Genomic DNA, 17,217 nt, shown 5'->3' with positions numbered 1-17,217 from the left:
TTCGGAATTAAAATAAATGAAAGACGAAGAAGACGACAACATAATTCCAGCAAACGAAGACAATAATTCGGAAGATCATTCTGCGGATGAAAATCAAGATGAAAATCAAGATGAAAATGATTCCGATGACATTATTGAAGTAGATGCCAAATCTTTTGAAGGCCAGCATTTTTACGATAATCAGGAAGAAGACAGTCATGATACCATTACCAAAGTTACTGGAATGTACAAAGATTGGTTCTTGGATTATGCATCTTATGTAATTCTGGAGCGTGCCGTTCCTGCCATTGAGGACGGGTTTAAACCGGTACAACGCCGAATTATGCATTCCCTAAAGGAATTGGATGACGGCCGATACAATAAAGTAGCCAATGTGGTAGGACACACTATGCAATATCATCCGCACGGAGATCAGAGTATTGGTGATGCCATGGTACAGATTGGGCAGAAAGAATTGCTTATTGACTGTCAAGGGAACTGGGGGAATATCCTGACTGGTGACGGTGCCGCGGCTTCCCGTTACATTGAAGCCCGTTTGTCTAAATTTGCTTTGGAAGTTTTATACAGTCCAAAAATTACAGATTGGGGTGTTTCTTATGATGGAAGAAGAGCAGAACCGAATAATCTTCCGGTAAAATTCCCATTGCTTTTGGCACAAGGAGCCGAAGGTATTGCGGTTGGACTTTCCACGAAAGTGTTGCCTCATAATTTCAATGAGTTAATCGACTCTTCCATAAAAATATTAAAAGGAAAACCGTTTACGATTTATCCTGATTTCATGACGCAGGGAATTGCGGATGTATCCAATTATAATGATGGGATGCGTGGCGGTCGTGTACGTGTACGTGCAAAAATTTCGCAGTTGGATAAGAATACCTTGGTGATTACCCAAATTCCGTTTTCTACCAATACCTCAAGTCTGATTGACAGTATTTTGAAAGCCAATGAAAAAGGTAAAATCAAAATCAAGAAAATTGAGGACAATACTGCTGCTGAGGTTGAAATTCTGATTCACCTTTTCCCGGGCGTTTCACCAGATAAAACTATTGATGCTTTATTTGCTTTTACTGCTTGCGAAACTTCTGTGGCGCCGTTAGGCTGTGTAATTGAGGATAACAAACCTTTGTTTATTGGTGTTTCGGATATGTTGAAAATTTCGACCAACAGAACCGTGAGCTTGCTGAAAAGCGAACTCGAAATTCAGTTGGCCGAGTTGGAAGAACAATGGCATTTCCTTTCTTTGGAACGTATTTTCATTGAAAATAAAATCTATCGTGATATTGAAGAAGAAACCAGTAGAGAAGGTGTAATTAATGCTGTTGATGAAGGTTTGAAACCGCATATTACCCATTTGAAACGTGCTGTTACTGAAGAAGATATTTTGAGGCTATTGGATATTCGAATTATGCGTATTTCGAAATTCGACAGTAATAAAGCACAAGATAAAATCGAAGCACTGGAAGGCGATATTGAAAAAGTAAAATACGATTTGGAACACCTTATCGATTTTGCGATTGCCTATTTTACCAAACTAAAAGAGAAATACGGAAAAGGGCGTGAGCGTCAAACAGAACTCCGCATATTTGATGATATTGAAGCGACTAAAGTTGTACTTCGAAACACCAAATTATACGTAAACCGAGAAGAAGGTTTCGTAGGGACCAGTTTGAAAAAAGACGAATACGTTACCGATTGTTCCGATATTGATGATGTTATTGTTTTTCTGCGTGATGGAAAAATGATGATTACCAAAGTAGATGCGAAAACCTTTGTAGGGAAAGACATTATTCATGTTGCTATTTTTGACAAGAGTGATAAACGTACGATTTACAACATGATTTATCGTGATGGAAAATCGGGACCTTCTTATATCAAGCGTTTTAATGTTTCGGGGGTTACACGTGATAAAGCCTATGATTTGACCAATGAAACTGCGGGTTCACAAGTACTATATTTCTCTTGTAATCCAAATGGGGAAGCGGAGGTTATTACTATAATTTTACGTCAGGTAGGTAGTGTCAAAAAACTGAAATTTGATATTGATTTTGCTAATTTGGCGATAAAAGGCCGTGCTTCCAAAGGAAACTTGGTGACCAAATACCCAATCAAGAAAATCGAGCTGAAAGAAAAAGGAATTTCGACTTTATTACCAAGAAAAGTTTGGTACGATGAAACCGTTCAGAGATTAAATGTTGATGCAAGAGGAGAATTGTTGGGCGAATTCAGACCAAGTGATAAAATTCTGGTTATCTGCCAATCGGGAAAAGCAAAAGTAATTACTCCAGAATTATCGACGCATTTTGATGAAGACATGGTGGTGTTAGAGAAATGGATTCCTAAAAAACCGATTTCAGCTATTTATTTTGATGGTGAAAAAGAGCGGTATTATATTAAGCGCTTTTTGGTGGAAACCGAAAATAAAGAAGAGAGTTTTATTACCGAAAACCCTAAATCCCAACTGGAAATAGTGTCAACGGATTATCGTCCTGTTGCCGAGTTGGTTTTTGCGAAAGTAAAAGGCGTTCAAAAAGAAAATATGGTGGTTGATATTGAGTCATTTATTGCCGTAAAAGGTTTTAAAGCACTCGGAAATCAATTAACTGCAGACAAGTTGAAACAAGTCAATTTATTGGAACCCTTGCCTTTTGAAGCTCCAGAGGAAGTTATTCCGGAAGAACTGGAAGTTCAAGGTGAAACAGATGTCGATGAGGCCGACGTTCAATTAGAGGATGATGGCCAGATAACCTTAAGTTTAGAATAATAAAAAGCTCCTCAAAAGGGAGCTTTTTTTATGAAGTTTTACAAGAAGATTTCTATTAACGATTTTGTATTCCCCCTTTATTTGAATAACTGTTTTAGGGTAATTTCTTTTTCTTCTTTCAATTTGCTCAAAATTTTCAAAAAAGCAATTGCTGTAATATAGGCATCACCGATTGCTGTATGTCGGTCTTTTTTAGAGATATCAAATTTATCGGCAAGTTCATCTAAACTATAAGTGTCTTTGCGTTCCAGTAAATTCGATTTTATGAGTGTTTTTTTATATAATACCGCAGTATCCAAAGTCTTGTTTTTTAATTTGGGCAATTCGTTTCTCTCCAAAGCATTATTAATCATCGTGATATCAAAGATCGTGTGGTGGGCAATGATGATAGAATCACCTAAAAATACCAGAAATTGCTGTAAGGCTTCTAATTCAGAGGGACGACGTACGACCCATTCTTTCAAAATTCCATGAATTTTTGCAGTTGTTTTATCGTAATGGTCTTGTTCTATAAAAACTTCAAAACTTTCATGGACTGGAATCGTATTATTTTGGAGGACAATGGCTCCTATACAAAGGATACGGTCATTTGTATAATCAAAACCTGTGGTCTCCGTATCCAAAACAACAAAACGGACATTGTCAATGTCATCTTGAAGACTTTCATCTTCTGATTCTTCGGTTTTGCCCAAAAAATTAAATACAAAGGTTTTAATTCTATTTAAGAAGTTAGTCATTATAATATGTTTGAAATATTAAATCGGATTGTAATAAGGTCCTGAAGTTCTTTAATGGTTTTGAAAGTTCGCTTCAGCTTTATTTTTTCTAATTTTGAAAGATCCTTTAGGGTAATAAACTGTCCTGAATCATTATGTAAAAGACCTTGTTTGGTTCTAAATTTTAGTAATGCTTTATAGGAATAGGAACAGGCTAAATACAGTTCTCTATTGTTGGGTTCTAATTCTGCTAATTTTTCAAAACGTTCTGGAGTATTACTGATTGATTTGACAGAATGAGAGATAATTAATACTCTGGCGGCATCTGCCAATGGCATCAGCGCCCGTCTTTTGATATCGAAGAAATCTTTATGGGCACCGTCCTGTTCTAATAAAAACTGCCTGAAAAATCCGGTGGGAGATGGGCTTTTTAGTGCCCCACTTACTAGGTGTACATAAAATATCGGATTGGCTTTTACATTTTCAAAAATAAAATCAGATAAATTGTTTACAAGATCACGATCTCCATAAGACAGGCTGTAATCAAAAAATATAAAGGACAATAATACGCCATCTTTCCCTGGATTAGTAATCCAGCCATAGACTGTATTTTTCCATTCTGAAAGACTCAGACACCATTTTGGATTGGAAGCCATCATTTCGGCAGGACAATAATCATATCCAATTTCGAAAAGACCTCTATTGGCATAAGTAGATAATTCTATGAAATATTTCTTGGTCTCTGCTTTTAGTTCTTCCGGAACATCTTCATAAACTAAGGCATTGTCTTGATCGGTATGCAGTAACTGTTCGCTTCTTCCCTGACTTCCTAAAGCCAGCCAGGCAAATTTTACTGGTGGCGGCGTTTTCATCTTTTTTAGCGCTATTTCTATGACTTGTTGAATACAGGCATCATTTAATTCTGTAATTATTTTAGATGTCAGGGTCATAGGGATATTTTGATCTAAATATCCTTGTAATAAGTGCATGATACTGGTTCGTATCGGTTTTATATTTTTGAATTTTTTAGCTCTTTTTATCGCTTTAATCAAGACAGCTGGATTATTACCCAGTGAAACCATCACATCATGTTTGGAAAGAATTCCGACAGCTTTTGTATTTGTCGTGCCATCCTTAGTAAGGCATAAATGACTGATGTTACTTTTCATCATTGCCATTTGTGCCTGAGTGACGGTCATTTTCTTCGGATAAGTAACAACAGGAGTAGTCATGATTGTGCCTGCGGTTGTGGTGATTGGAAATTTTCCCGTCACTATTTTGTTCCTCAAGTCTTTATCGGTAATAATACCAATCGGGAGTGTGTTTTCTACAACCAGAATAGCACCCACGTTTTTCTTGGTCATGATTTCAGCAACAGTTTTTACTGTTGTTTCAGAAGAACAGGTGATCAGTTTTTTAGAATATTTTACAGGCTGTAAATCCAATAACTTTTTGTCAGTGTCTATGAGAACGTCGCTTCCTATTGTTTCACCATACAATTTTCCTCTGTGACTTTTGGAGTAGGGATTACGTGTATTAGAGGCAAAGCTTTCTATTAAAAAGTTTCCTACCGCTTTATTCTCTAAAGCATACGGTTTAAAAACGGCTATCGGAATCGCATAAAGAATACTCTCTTCATGGGTTCTTGCTTCCATTTTATAGTTTTCATTAGCTATAAGTGGTCTCAGCCCAAAAATATCTCCTTCATCACACATATCCAAGATATCGTTTTTCATTCCTTTTCTGAGCGCTACAGCTCCTTTATGAACCACATAAAAGGAGGAATGGGTTTCTTCGTTCTCGGCAAAGACAACACTGTCCTTTTCTTTATAAATAATAGATATCTGTTCCGAAAGGGTTTCTATATCTTTTTGCTGTAAGAAGTTAAAAGGAGGGAAGTTTTTTAAAAAGTCCGCTACTCTATGGGAGATCGTATTTTTCATGAGGCTTATTTGCACCTAAGTTAATTTATAAAACAATATATAAAAAAAACACAGTTACTTTTTGGGTAACTGTGTTTTGTATTTTAAGCTTTTTCAAATGATTTGGATGCTATTGTCGAAGAATATAATGACACACAGAACGGAGTGACGTAGGTCAAAATAATCTTGATGACATTTCTGACGGTGAAATTACCTTCCCAAATGACATCATAACTGTTGATTGTGTTTAGTAAACTTCCAACCAAAGCGGCTATAACAAGAGCATTTTTTATATTTTTTGAAAGCATATTTATTAGTTATGTTTTTTCTTTCTCATTTTCATATTGATGAATTCAACCGCCAAAGAGAACGTGATGGCAAAATACAAATACGCTTTTGGTACAGCACCAACTTCTTTTCCTACCAACATCGCTTCAGATAAGTGCATACTCTCTGTAATCAACATAAAGCCAATCAGAATTAAGAAAGCCAGACCTAGAATTTGGATCGATGGATTGGCGTTTACAAAGTTTCCAACCGGAACTGCAAACAGCATCATAACCCCCACAGAAATTATTACCGCAGTAACCATAATGTATAAAGCGCCTTCAAGTCCGTTAGTCATACCAACTGCTGTAAGAATACTGTCTACAGAGAAAATAAGGTCAATTAACAGAATTTGAAAAATAACATTTCCAAAAGTTTTTGCCGCTGACGTTTTTAATTCTTTTTCTTCTTCTCCTTTATGGTCTACCTTTTCATTGATTTCTTTGGTGCTTTTATAAATTAAGAAGATGCCCCCAGCCAACAATATTAATGCCTGACCGTTGAAATGAGCAGTAAACCAGCCCCAATCAATACTGAACAAAGGCTCTTTCATTCTAATTAACAATGTAATTCCAAACAATAAAGCAATACGCATGAACATAGCTAAAAACAAACCTACCTGAGTTGCTTTTTTACGTTTTTCAGCAGGCAATTTTCCAGTAACAATAGAGATAAAAATAATATTATCGATACCCAGAATAATTTCCAAAAAAGTTAATGTTAACAAGGCAATCCAAGCATCGGGGTTTAAAAATACTTCCATTTTTATTTAATTATTTAGGTTTAAATTATTAATTGTCTGAAATCTTTATTACTGTTCCTCTTTGCTTTGTGTCCGATCCGACCATTCCAAATTCAAAGGTATAGGAATTTTTTGAGGTTGTCAAAATTTTCATGCCAATAGGTGCTTTCTCAGCCATGTTTTTTGGATGTAATTTCTGCAAAACGTATTCGCAATCGCTGATCCATCGTACGGATGCGGTATCGGTCTTACCTTCAAAAGTTTCAATTTCTAAACTGTCTGTTCGTTCAAAAAGGGTTGTTTTCTTAACACCATCGACTTCAAATTCAAATTTGAATTTCCCTGTTTTAAAATCTTTACAATTGTGTTCTACATTATAACATGACATTAGTAGCAGAAGTGGGAGGACGAGAATTATTTTTTTCATAGTTTTTTAGGAGCTGTATCCTGCTTTTCGCTGTATCTTTTTTACTTGTTCTCGGTACTCGCTTTGCAAGCGAACTCGAACTGACGTAAAAAAGGATGCCGCTGCAATCAGGGCTAGGGATTAGTTTGTTAAATACGGTTTTTGATTATTCAATGACTACTGGATTTTTATATCATATTTATCCAAAAGTCCTGCGATTCCCTGTATAGAAAATTTTGCTTTTTTCATTGGATTGAATTCAGGATCAATTTTATAATTGTAAGCCGTTGTAAAATCAACTCCCGCAAGTTGACAGTCATTAAAAATTGCATTATCCAAATTGCAATTTTCAAAAGCCGAACCGGTTAAATTAGTTCCAATAAAAGTGGTTTCTTTCATAGAACAGGAATTGAATTTTGTTTTAGGCATTTTTTTATTAGAAAAAGTAGCGTAATCCAAGATGCAATCCTGAAAATGGACACTAAACATAAAATCAGCGCAAGCATTGAAAGGAATTCCCAGTAATTTACAATTCTTAAAACCAACCGTTTTTAGACTGGTTCCGGATACATCCATCATGGATAAATTACAATCAATGAACTCGCAATCCATAAACGTATTGTTCGTGAAATCACTGTTGGAGAAATCGCAGTTTTTGAAAACGCAATCTTCAAATTCTCTATGATTGATTTTTTTGTTGGCGTAAACAACTTTTTCAAATGTTTTTTGAATGTGAATTAGGTTTTCCATTAGTCGTTAAATAAGCTTTTCATCATTATTTTTAAACCACGAAAAGCAAGATACACAGCAACGAGACAAATGCTAATCCCTATTGCCAAAACGAGATAATGCCATACATTTTGTTTGTTCATGAACGCATTATGAATTACTGCCGGACCAATAAAAAGCAAAGGCAATGCGCCCGTTAAATATTTGATGCCTTTGGCCAATAGTTCTTTGTTGGTTGCCATTATTTTGCTTAAAGTTTAAGGTTTAAAGTTTCTCGATATTCTGAAAAAAAAATCTGCAATCTGTTTACTGCGACTGATTACTGTGCTTTATAATTATCAACGGCCTTTCTTACGCTACCGTGTTTTTTCAATAACTCAGATGCTTCATCATAGGAAACCGGAATTTCTGCCATGATCATTTTTACACCACGATCCACCAGTTTGCTGTTGCTCAATTGCATATCGACCATTTTGTTACCTTTTACTTTTCCCAACTGAATCATGGCTGCAGTAGAGATCATGTTGAGCACTAATTTTTGGGCGGTTCCGGCTTTCATTCGGGAGCTTCCCGTTACGAATTCTGGACCAACGACAACATCAACAGGTAATTTTGCGGTTTGCGAAAGCGGACTTCCGGCGTTACAGGAAATACTTCCCGTAGTAATATTGTTTTCATTGCAAGCTTTCAATCCACCAATGACATAAGGCGTTGTTCCCGAAGCTGCAATTCCTATAACCACATCATTTTCGCTAATGTTTTGCTCTTGTAAATCGATCCAGGCTTGAGCTGCATCGTCTTCTGCATTTTCTACGGCTCGTCGTATGGCGGTGTCACCACCGGCAATGATTCCGTTCACTAAATCAAAAGAAACACCAAAAGTTGGCGGACATTCTGAGGCGTCAACCACTCCCAGACGCCCTGAAGTTCCTGCGCCAATGTAAAATAAGCGACCGCCCAATTTCATTTTGGCAACAACAACATCAACAAGGGTTTCTATTTGCGGCAAGGCTTTTTCTACTGCAAAAGGCACTGTTTTGTCTTCCTGATTGATATTGGAAAGCAAATCATGAACTGACATTTTTTCTAAATGCTCGTATTTTGACGATTGTTCGGTGGTTTTGATAAAGTTCATTTTTCTTTAGATTCAAATTTTTAGATAAAGGGACAACTTGCACGTTGTTATTAAAAAGTAGGGAAAACTCGTGAGTTGTCACTACTGCCAATTATAAATTATATAAAATACGCCAAGGCTATTCCAAGAATAATCATCGAAACTTTGGCGATATTGAATTTATGTCCTTCAGTGGTTTCAAAAATAATTGTGGATGAAATATGGAATAATATTCCAATAACCACAGCTGTAATTTCAGTATGATACGTGCTCAATATTGGCAAATAATCAGACAAAAGAGTTCCCAACGGTGTCATAACCGCAAAGGTAATCATGAAGAAAAAAATGGCCTTTTTGTTCAGACTGGCATTGATGAAAAAAGTAGTCAATATGATTGCAATAGGTAAATGATGTATTGCGATTCCTATGGCTAAATCATGATGGTGACTTACCGGAAATCCTTCTAAAAACGCATGAATACAAAGACTGATGAAAAGTAACCAAGGAATATGGCTTATTATTTCGTGCCCGTGAACGTGTCCGTGTTCAGCGCCTTTTGAGAAAAACTCCAATATGATTTGAAACAAGATTCCGATCATGATGAAGATTCCAATGTTGTGGTCATGACTTTCATACACTTCCGGCAATAAGTGCATCACCGTTAAGGAAAGTAAAAAAGAACCACTAAAGGCTAAGAGTAATTTTAGGTTGGTCTTTTTTTTCGGTTTGATGACCAAAGCTAAAATATATCCTATGAGTACGGAAAGTAAAGGTAAAAGGTAATTCATGTTTTTTACTGAATCGTTTGTTTAGTAGTTTAACTGTTTAATCGTTTAACTGTTTAATTGTTTTTTCGATTAACCGATTTAACAAAATACTTTATTTAAAAATCATTATTAATCGTTCACTTTCTGTTTTATGGAATTTTTTCAATTTGTAATCACCAAAAACATCCAATAGGAAAATCCCTGCTTCTTCCATCAATGCTTCAAAATCTTTTAGCGTGAGGGCTTTTACTTTTTCGGTGAAATGGAATTTTTGACCTTTGTCTTCAAAGTCTATTTCTTTGAAAATATGACCGTCTTTTACGTATCTTTTAATATGAAAATCGATTCCGTCCACCGTTTTTGTTTCATCAGGTACCAAAGTGTCGATCACTTGGGTAACATTCATGAAATCAATCACTGCGAACCCGTATTCGGTTAAACTGGCTTTGATGGCTTTCAAGGTGGTTAAATTGTCTTCGTCATTTTCGAAATAACCAAAACTGGTGAACAAATTAAAAATTGCATCAAACTTGTCTTCAAAAACTTCGCGCATGTCATGAACCTGAAAATGCAGGGTTTCATTACTGTTTTTGCTGGCTTCTGCAATGCTGTTTTCGGATAAATCTGCACCAATAACATTAAAGCCTAATTGGTTCAAATAGATAGAATGACGCCCTTTTCCACAAGCTAAATCCAACACCTTTGCTTTTTCAGGAAGATTCAGATAATGAGTCAAATTGTCCATGAAAATCTGGGCTTCCCTGTAATTTCGTTCTTTATAAAGGATGTGATAATAGGGGGTGTCAAACCAAGAAGAGAACCAAGTATTAGTATCTGCTTTGGGGTTTTCGATTTCGTGTTTTTCGGAATTCGGCATTTATTCGTTTTCAATTAATTCAAGTACCGCAAATTTAGTGTATTTTTGCATCGAATACTTGATTTTACAATGGAAAATAATTATAAAATGATTGCCAAAACCTTTTTTGGTTTTGAGGAAATACTAGCAAAAGAATTGCAGATGTTGGGCGCACAAGAGGTGGAGCAAGGCGTGAGAATGGTGAGTTTTAAAGGGGACAAAGGATTTATGTATAAAGCTAATTTGGCTTTGCGTTCGGCTTTGAAAATCTTAAAACCCATTTATGCTTTTAGAGCCAACAATGAAAAGGCTTTGTACAAAGGAGTTTCTGGTGTGAACTGGTCTAAATACATTAATGCCAATCAGACTTTTGTGATAGATGCCACCGTGCATTCAGAGTATTTTAATCATTCGGAATTTGTTTCCCAAAAATGTAAAGATGCCATTGTTGACCAATTCAGGGAAAGAACGGGCCAACGTCCAAGTATTGATAAGGTTCATCCTGATTTGAGAATCAATGTGCATATAGACAAAGACCAGGTTTCGATTGCCCTAGACACTTCCGGTAATTCACTGAACCAAAGAGGGTACAGAACAGCGACCAATATAGCTCCGATAAACGAGGTGCTTGCAGCAGGAATTTTATTGCTTTCCGGTTGGGAAGGACAAGGTGATTTCTTGGATCCTATGTGCGGTTCCGGAACATTTCTAGCCGAAGCAGCGATGATTGCCTGCAACATTCCGGCAAACATCAACAGAAAAGAATTTGCTTTCGAAAAATGGAATGATTGGGATAATGATTTATTTGACCAGATTGTAAACAGTTTGATGAAAAAAGTAAAAGAGTTTCATTACACTATAAAAGGCTATGACAAAGCACCGAGTGCGGTTCAAAAAGCCAAAGACAATATCAGAAATGCTAACCTTGATGATTATGTTACAATCGAGGAAAAGAACTTTTTTGATACCGAAAAAACTTCTCAAGGAAAATTACACATGGTTTTCAATCCGCCGTATGATGAGCGATTGGATATTCACATGGAAGAATTCTACAAAAATATCGGTGATACCCTAAAGAAAAACTATCCAGGAACTAATGCCTGGTTTATCACGGCTAACTTAGATGCTTTGAAGTTTGTGGGACTAAAACCTTCCCGAAAAATAAAACTTTTCAATGCCGGTCTTGAAGCGAGATTAGTGAAATACGAAATGTACGAAGGCAGTAAGAGAACTAAATTTCAGGCTGTGAGCGGAGATCAGGATCAGTAGGGATATTAAATAAAAAAAACATTATTCATAACACAAAACTCATAATTTATTATGACTAAATTACAAGTACGCGCATTTTTATATCAATTGGGATGCTTTTCGATTTTATTTCTTTCTTTTCGTTATTTGGTAGCCAGTTACACTAATTTGACTGGATTTTATATTCCTTTAACTGCTTTTGTGGTAGGAACTCTTTTGTCACCAAAATTTCAGGCCGTAAAAACCAAAGACGGTGAAAAACTATTTATGAAATGGATTTTCGTTAAGGGAATCAAGGAGATAGGGTAGATTTATCGAATTAGAAATTACGAATTACGAATTGAGAATTACGAATTTGTAATTACGACAAGTGATGAGTAATAAAACCCGGCTTTTATGAAAGAGAATGTTATCCAAATTAAAAGCTATGCTTTTGCAGTTCGAATTGTAAAAGTATATCAATATTTGTGCGAGGAAAAAAAGGAGTATGTTTTGAGTAAACAATTATTACGCTCAGGAACTTCGATAGGTGCCAACATTGAAGAAGCTATTGGTGGACAAAGTGATAAAGATTTTTTCGCTAAACTGACCATAGCCTACAAAGAAGCCAGAGAAACTCATTATTGGATTCGATTATTGACAGATACCAATTACATCTCCAAAAAAGAAAATGAAAGTTTACTTTATGATATAAACGAGTTGCTGAGAATTATTGGTTCCATTCAGAAAACGTTACGTTCCAAAAATCAATAACACATAATTACAAATTCGTAATTCTCAATTCGTAATTTCTAATTATTTTTCCTCAGCAGCAACAACTTTTTTCTTGTAAAGAGGAATGAAATAGGAGACCGTGTAATTAAAACCTGCTCCAAAATCTCCATCGTAGGTTCTGTTGAATCCCGGGATGTAAAGATTATCGAACGTTTCCGGTTTTTTATTGGTGACCAACATCTTTAATTGTAGGCTGAATCCCATAAATACATTTGGAAGGACTTGCGCTTTTACTCCTGCAATTACTTCTGCCCAACTGGCTGTTAATCCGCTGAATTTTTCATTGGCAGTAATTTCCGGAACTTCTCCCCAATACGGATTTGGATTGTAAATTTTATAACTGTTTAATTCCTGGCTAAAGGTACTTGCCCCATAACGCATTCCTATGGTAATTAAATTTTCCATGTCCAACCAGTTTTCATAGATGTTATAATCGAAACCGGCTTTTATATAAGAACCTTTGGCTGTTGAATTTAAACGGTCGTCATCGGTGGTTTTATCTTCGCTTCCTATTTCGGCAGCCAGATAATATTTTTTACTCAAGCGGAAATCCCCCGTCACTTCGATTCCTTTGTAATCGTCGTCATATAAACCTCGTGTCAATTTATATAGATCAACACCCACACGCAACCCATATCGGTCTTTTTTTACTGCGGTAGTATCGGTTTTTTTTGCTTCAAGAGTTTTTTTAGTGGCTGGTTTTGGAGCTTTAGGAATAGTTTCCTCTACGGGAGCGGTTTTATTAACTTGAGGCTTTGTTGCAGTTGTTTCTTGCGCTTGTCCTAAAAACAACGACAATAGAAGGCAAAAACTAAAAGAATATTTTAAGGTGTGTTTCATTTTCGTTTTCTATGTTAGTTTTTTCAACCGATATATATTGCATCCATGTTTCAGCAGTGCTTGGCTCAGCAGTATGTACTATTGCATCCGTCGGGCTTAAAGTAAAAAGGGTCTTGTAGCCACAGGCTCTGGATACATAAACTTCATTATGGGAATAATTAATGGTGACCTTGTCCACAAAGATCAATGCCGGATTTGCATTTCCTGAATTGTATATGAAACTATAGGTGGTTGTATTGGCGTCTGTTTTTAACGGAATAGAAACCGTATTTCCGCTTGTCAGATATTGTGCCTCGCCGGTTGCATCCGGATTAAAAACAATACCTTCTTCCATTCCTTCACCTACGACTTTTAATTTGTTTACGTTTTGTAAAACACTCGGATTGTTGATGTCATAAAAACTTAAGACCAATCGAGGGGTAGTAGGTGTATTGGCATCACAAATATCATCCTTCTCACAACTCGAGAAAGAAAAGGCAACCGCCAATAATAATAAGACTATTTTTTTCATGTATTATTTATTTTGTAATTCCGGGCAACTTTTGGGATTAATGTCTTTCAATATCAATGACAATTTCAATTTTTTAATCTGATTACTGTCACTGAACACTGAAATCTGCGACTAATCACTGAACCCTATCTTCTCTCCAAAAGTACTACATTTTCCACATGATGCGTTTGCGGAAACATATCCACCGGACGTACACGGGTTACTTTGTATTTTTCGTCCATTAAAGCCAAATCACGTGCTTGTGTAGCCGAATTACAACTTACATAAACCACTTTTTCAGGAGCAATTTTCATGATTTGTTCAATCACGTCTTTGTGCATTCCGTCTCTTGGCGGATCGGTGATGATGACATCAGGATGACCGTGTTGTGCAATGAAACTATCGTTAAAAACGACTTTCATGTCACCTACAAAGAACTCACAGTTTGTGATTTCATTGCGTTCAGCATTCAGTTTAGCATCTTTAATCGCTTCAGGAACACTTTCTACACCAATCACTTTTTTGGCATTTTTCGAAACAAACTGCGCAATTGTACCTGTTCCGGTGTATAAATCGTATACGGTTTCATTTCCGGTCAATCCGGCGAAATCGCGTGTGATTTTGTATAATTCATAAGCTTGATCCGAATTCGTCTGATAAAACGATTTGGCATTAATGCTAAATTTCAAACCTTCCATTTCTTCCAAAATGTAATCGCGGCCTTTGTATAATTTAATATCAGTATCGTATAAAGTATCGTTGGCTTTATTGTTTACCACATATTGCAAAGATGTAATTTGAGGGAAAGTAGCATACACATGATCCAAAAGCAATTCTCTGCTGGTTTTGTCATTTTCGAAAAACTGAACCAAAACCATAATTTCTCCGGTTGAAGCGGTACGAATCATCAGGGTTCTAAGCAATCCTTCATGAGCCCTCGGATTAAAGAAAGACAGATTATTTGCGTTGGCAAAAGCACGAATTTCATTTCGGATCGCATTTGATGGGTCTTCCTGTAAGTGACATTTGTTGATGTCCAGGATTTTGTCCCACATTTTAGGGATATGAAAACCAAGCGCATTTCTATTGCCCAAATCTTCGGTACTGCTAATTTCGTCATCGGTTAACCAACGGCTGTTCGAAAACGAAAATTCCATTTTGTTTCTGTAAAAAAACTGTTTTTCGGAACCTAGAATTGGTTCAAACTCGGGAAGTTCTATTTTTCCTATGCGTTGCAAATGATTTTTAACCTCATTTTGTTTGTAGTACAATTGTTGGCTGTATTTCATATTCTGCCATTTACAACCGCCACAAACACCAAAATGTTCGCAAATAGGTTCTACTCGGTGTTCTGAGAATTCATGGAATTTCACTGCTTTTCCTTCATAATATGCTTTACGCTTTTTGAAGGTTTGTACATCAACCACATCACCCGGAACCACATTCGGTATAAACACTACTTTACCATCCGGAGCTTTTGCTACCGATACGCCTTTTGCACCTGCATCAAGGACTTTTATTTGATGAAAGACAACTTTGTCTGTATTTTTCTTTGCCATAGCGCAAAAATAAGTGTTTGAATGGTTTTATAAATTCAATTTGGGAAATATTTTATGAAATATGTTGAATTTATAAATTTAATATAAACTAAAAAAACTAATTTCATTACTCCTGCATCTGTATTACGCTGTATTTATTAGAATTGGCCACCAACAATACGTATTTATGAAGTTATATAGACAATTATCCCAAATACGTTTTCTTAAAAGCAGTTATGCATTCAAATTCCTTTTTGTTGCCTTTGTCGGAATCCATATCCCATTAATAGGGACGTTGTTTTATGTTTTATATGGCAACCAATCAGGTAGGACGTGGGATTCATTCAAATTGGTAGCCGGTTAAATGATTAAGATTTTTAATCGCAGACATACTTTGTGATTGTGCCTCAATAAAACCTTAAAACCAAGATCTAATTGTATACGAATAACAAATTTCAATACGGTCAATTGCCTTTCTTTTTAATATTCGATTAAGAGTAGATTGTTGCATGCTTTGATAAATTTTGCGAAACATTGCCGAACAGCTTGTTAATTCATGTTTTTTGTAACTAATTGATAATTAATAAAGTATTCTGTTTTTTGTTTAGTAATTTTGAATTAATGTAAATTGGCAAGATATGTTTAGCGATATTTCTTTATCGATCCACATGAGTTATCTAAGTATTTTTATTTGGTTTCTCATTCTGGACCAACTAACCCCTATTCCTGAAGAAGTAACTTTGTTATCTATCGGATATATTTCAGGGCATCATTTGATTAATCCCTATTTTGCTGGTTTGGCTGCATTTTTTGGACTCACCATTATTGATTCTGTTTATTATTGGTTGGCATTTTCGGGGAATAAATTAGTCAATCATTTAAAAAATAATATTAGCGAAAAGTTGATGGAAAAATACCTGAAAGGTCTCAAAGAGCATAGAATCAGGACATTATTACTGTTGAGTTTTATACCTAAGATTCGGTTTTTTAGTCCTGTTTTTGCAGGAGTTTTTCGGGTCAAATGGCGTTCTTTTTTTTTAGTAAACGGAATAGGAACCATTATTTTTATCATAATTTATATAGGGATGGGAATGTTATTTCACAATAGTCTCGAATACTTGTTAAAGGAAATTGAAACAGTTAGACACTCCGTTTTTATTGGATTTATGATAGTGACAACGGTTTGGATGTTTTTTAAATTTAAAAGAAAAGCAAAAGAATAAAATACAGCTTTTAAGCTAATTTGAGTATTAAGTATAGATAGGGTATCTTCTAATTCCTGAACTATTGTCTGATTTTTTTCTCTTTGCGATTCGTAAAATCATTATTTTCTAATTTTCAAATTTCCCAGATTCCTGGAGATTTTTTTCAAAAGTAAATCACAAGTAAAATATGTTTGATAGAATCAAAGTAATTTATTTAACAATATGCGTTAACAGATTCGAAAAGTAATGCAGAGTTTTTCAAGATATTTTTTTAAAATACAGTTTTATTAAAATATTTGAAAGCGTATTTTTATAAAAAAGACCTAAATTTGAGTAAACTAAAAAACACAATTATGAAAAGAAATGCTACTGCAGTCTGGACTGGTTCACTTAAAGAAGGAGCCGGGGTATTAACAACCCAAAGTAAAACATTAGATAATGTTCAATATTCTTTCAAATCCCGTTTTGATGAAGGAATAGGAACCAATCCTGAGGAACTCGTTGCTGCGGCACATTCCGGCTGTTTTACCATGCAGCTGTCCGCCTATGTTACTGAAGCGGGTTTTGAAATAGAAAGTATCGAAACTAAAGGCGTTATTGATTTAGTCGAAGGAACAATCCTTAGTTCCCAATTGACCGTGAGTGCCAAAATAAAAGGAATTCCTAATGAAACCTTTCAGGAATTAGTAACCAAAGCAAAGAACAATTGCCCGATTTCTAAATTGCTAAACGCAGAAATTACCGCAGTAGCCAGCTTAGTGTAAATATATAAGCGGGTAGTC

Annotated in this window: 20 protein-coding genes; 7 read left to right on the top strand and 13 right to left on the bottom strand. The window is 35.6% G+C overall.

Annotated features, from left to right (window positions below; translation table 11 throughout):
• Window positions 1–16 precede the first annotated feature (16 nt).
• A complete protein-coding gene (locus ABEB23_RS17395; RefSeq protein WP_348813975.1) occupies window positions 17–2,761 on the top strand; it encodes a DNA gyrase/topoisomerase IV subunit A in 2,745 nt (914 codons plus the stop codon).
• 77 nt (window positions 2,762–2,838) lie between these two features.
• On the opposite strand, the gene ABEB23_RS17390 is transcribed toward ABEB23_RS17395, so the two are convergent.
• The 10 genes from ABEB23_RS17390 to ABEB23_RS17345 form a co-directional block, all read right to left on the bottom strand.
• Window positions 2,839–3,498: a 3'-5' exonuclease gene (locus tag ABEB23_RS17390; RefSeq protein ID WP_348813973.1), complete on the bottom strand. Its 660-nt coding sequence runs from the start codon at window positions 3,496–3,498 to the stop codon at window positions 2,839–2,841.
• Entirely contained in the window at window positions 3,498–5,420 is a 1,923-nt protein-coding gene (locus ABEB23_RS17385; protein WP_348813971.1) for a DUF294 nucleotidyltransferase-like domain-containing protein, read from the bottom strand. Before ABEB23_RS17385 ends, ABEB23_RS17390 begins: the two co-directional genes overlap by 1 nt.
• Before the next feature lie 83 nt (window positions 5,421–5,503).
• Window positions 5,504–5,707 (bottom strand): nitrate/nitrite transporter NrtS, encoded by a 204-nt coding sequence (gene nrtS / locus ABEB23_RS17380; RefSeq protein ID WP_348813969.1) that lies wholly within the window; start codon window positions 5,705–5,707, stop codon window positions 5,504–5,506.
• 5 nt (window positions 5,708–5,712) lie between these two features.
• Window positions 5,713–6,489, bottom strand: a complete 777-nt coding sequence (locus tag ABEB23_RS17375) for a TerC family protein (RefSeq protein WP_348813967.1) — start codon at window positions 6,487–6,489, stop codon at window positions 5,713–5,715.
• A 28-nt stretch (window positions 6,490–6,517) separates the two neighbouring features.
• Window positions 6,518–6,895: a DNA topoisomerase IV gene (locus ABEB23_RS17370; protein ID WP_348813965.1), complete on the bottom strand. Its 378-nt coding sequence runs from the start codon at window positions 6,893–6,895 to the stop codon at window positions 6,518–6,520.
• Window positions 6,896–7,051: 156 nt separating this feature from the next.
• The gene (locus ABEB23_RS17365) at window positions 7,052–7,624 is read right to left on the bottom strand and encodes a pentapeptide repeat-containing protein (RefSeq protein ID WP_348813963.1); all 573 of its coding nucleotides are present in this window, start codon (window positions 7,622–7,624) and stop codon (window positions 7,052–7,054) included.
• Window positions 7,624–7,845 (bottom strand): DUF6095 family protein, encoded by a 222-nt coding sequence (locus ABEB23_RS17360; RefSeq protein ID WP_348813962.1) that lies wholly within the window; start codon window positions 7,843–7,845, stop codon window positions 7,624–7,626. Before ABEB23_RS17360 ends, ABEB23_RS17365 begins: the two co-directional genes overlap by 1 nt.
• A gap of 77 nt (window positions 7,846–7,922) precedes the next feature.
• Window positions 7,923–8,738 carry an N-acetylmuramic acid 6-phosphate etherase gene (gene murQ / locus ABEB23_RS17355; RefSeq protein ID WP_348813961.1) on the bottom strand — a complete coding sequence of 272 codons (816 nt, stop codon included), beginning with the start codon at window positions 8,736–8,738 and terminating at the stop codon, window positions 7,923–7,925.
• Window positions 8,739–8,836: 98 nt separating this feature from the next.
• Window positions 8,837–9,505 carry a ZIP family metal transporter gene (locus ABEB23_RS17350; RefSeq protein ID WP_348813959.1) on the bottom strand — a complete coding sequence of 223 codons (669 nt, stop codon included), beginning with the start codon at window positions 9,503–9,505 and terminating at the stop codon, window positions 8,837–8,839.
• A 91-nt stretch (window positions 9,506–9,596) separates the two neighbouring features.
• Window positions 9,597–10,361 carry a class I SAM-dependent methyltransferase gene (locus ABEB23_RS17345; protein ID WP_348813958.1) on the bottom strand — a complete coding sequence of 255 codons (765 nt, stop codon included), beginning with the start codon at window positions 10,359–10,361 and terminating at the stop codon, window positions 9,597–9,599.
• A 69-nt stretch (window positions 10,362–10,430) separates the two neighbouring features.
• On the opposite strand from ABEB23_RS17345, the gene ABEB23_RS17340 reads away from it, so the two are divergent.
• The 3 genes from ABEB23_RS17340 to ABEB23_RS17330 all read left to right on the top strand — a co-directional run bounded on the left by ABEB23_RS17340 (window position 10,431) and on the right by ABEB23_RS17330 (window position 12,341).
• Window positions 10,431–11,609 (top strand): THUMP domain-containing class I SAM-dependent RNA methyltransferase, encoded by a 1,179-nt coding sequence (locus tag ABEB23_RS17340; protein WP_348813957.1) that lies wholly within the window; start codon window positions 10,431–10,433, stop codon window positions 11,607–11,609.
• A gap of 51 nt (window positions 11,610–11,660) precedes the next feature.
• On the top strand, window positions 11,661–11,897 hold the full coding sequence (locus tag ABEB23_RS17335; RefSeq protein ID WP_348813955.1) for a hypothetical protein: 237 nt from the start codon (window positions 11,661–11,663) through the stop codon (window positions 11,895–11,897).
• Window positions 11,898–11,984: 87 nt separating this feature from the next.
• A complete protein-coding gene (locus ABEB23_RS17330) occupies window positions 11,985–12,341 on the top strand; it encodes a four helix bundle protein (protein WP_348813953.1) in 357 nt (118 codons plus the stop codon).
• 42 nt (window positions 12,342–12,383) lie between these two features.
• Here the strand turns inward: ABEB23_RS17330 and ABEB23_RS17325 are convergent, their stop codons facing one another.
• The 3 genes from ABEB23_RS17325 to rlmD form a co-directional block, all read right to left on the bottom strand.
• The gene (locus tag ABEB23_RS17325; protein WP_348813952.1) at window positions 12,384–13,202 is read right to left on the bottom strand and encodes a DUF6048 family protein; all 819 of its coding nucleotides are present in this window, start codon (window positions 13,200–13,202) and stop codon (window positions 12,384–12,386) included.
• Window positions 13,174–13,713, bottom strand: a complete 540-nt coding sequence (locus ABEB23_RS17320; RefSeq protein ID WP_348813951.1) for a DUF6452 family protein — start codon at window positions 13,711–13,713, stop codon at window positions 13,174–13,176. Before ABEB23_RS17320 ends, ABEB23_RS17325 begins: the two co-directional genes overlap by 29 nt.
• A 125-nt stretch (window positions 13,714–13,838) precedes the next feature.
• Window positions 13,839–15,251, bottom strand: coding sequence for a 23S rRNA (uracil(1939)-C(5))-methyltransferase RlmD (rlmD, locus tag ABEB23_RS17315; protein ID WP_348813949.1), 1,413 nt, complete (start codon window positions 15,249–15,251; stop codon window positions 13,839–13,841).
• Window positions 15,252–15,417: 166 nt separating this feature from the next.
• Between rlmD and ABEB23_RS17310 the strand changes: the two genes are divergently transcribed.
• The 3 genes from ABEB23_RS17310 to ABEB23_RS17300 all read left to right on the top strand — a co-directional run bounded on the left by ABEB23_RS17310 (window position 15,418) and on the right by ABEB23_RS17300 (window position 17,199).
• Window positions 15,418–15,594, top strand: coding sequence for a hypothetical protein (locus ABEB23_RS17310; protein ID WP_348813948.1), 177 nt, complete (start codon window positions 15,418–15,420; stop codon window positions 15,592–15,594).
• A 274-nt stretch (window positions 15,595–15,868) separates the two neighbouring features.
• A complete protein-coding gene (locus ABEB23_RS17305; protein ID WP_348813946.1) occupies window positions 15,869–16,453 on the top strand; it encodes a DedA family protein in 585 nt (194 codons plus the stop codon).
• A 335-nt stretch (window positions 16,454–16,788) separates the two neighbouring features.
• Window positions 16,789–17,199, top strand: coding sequence for an OsmC family peroxiredoxin (locus ABEB23_RS17300; protein ID WP_348813945.1), 411 nt, complete (start codon window positions 16,789–16,791; stop codon window positions 17,197–17,199).
• Window positions 17,200–17,217: the final 18 nt, after the last annotated feature.

This window comes from Flavobacterium maritimum, assembly GCF_040049085.1.
Classification (GTDB): domain Bacteria; phylum Bacteroidota; class Bacteroidia; order Flavobacteriales; family Flavobacteriaceae; genus Flavobacterium; species Flavobacterium maritimum.
Note: the sequence above shows the minus strand (reverse complement) of the source record. Positions and strands in the feature narration are given on the sequence as shown.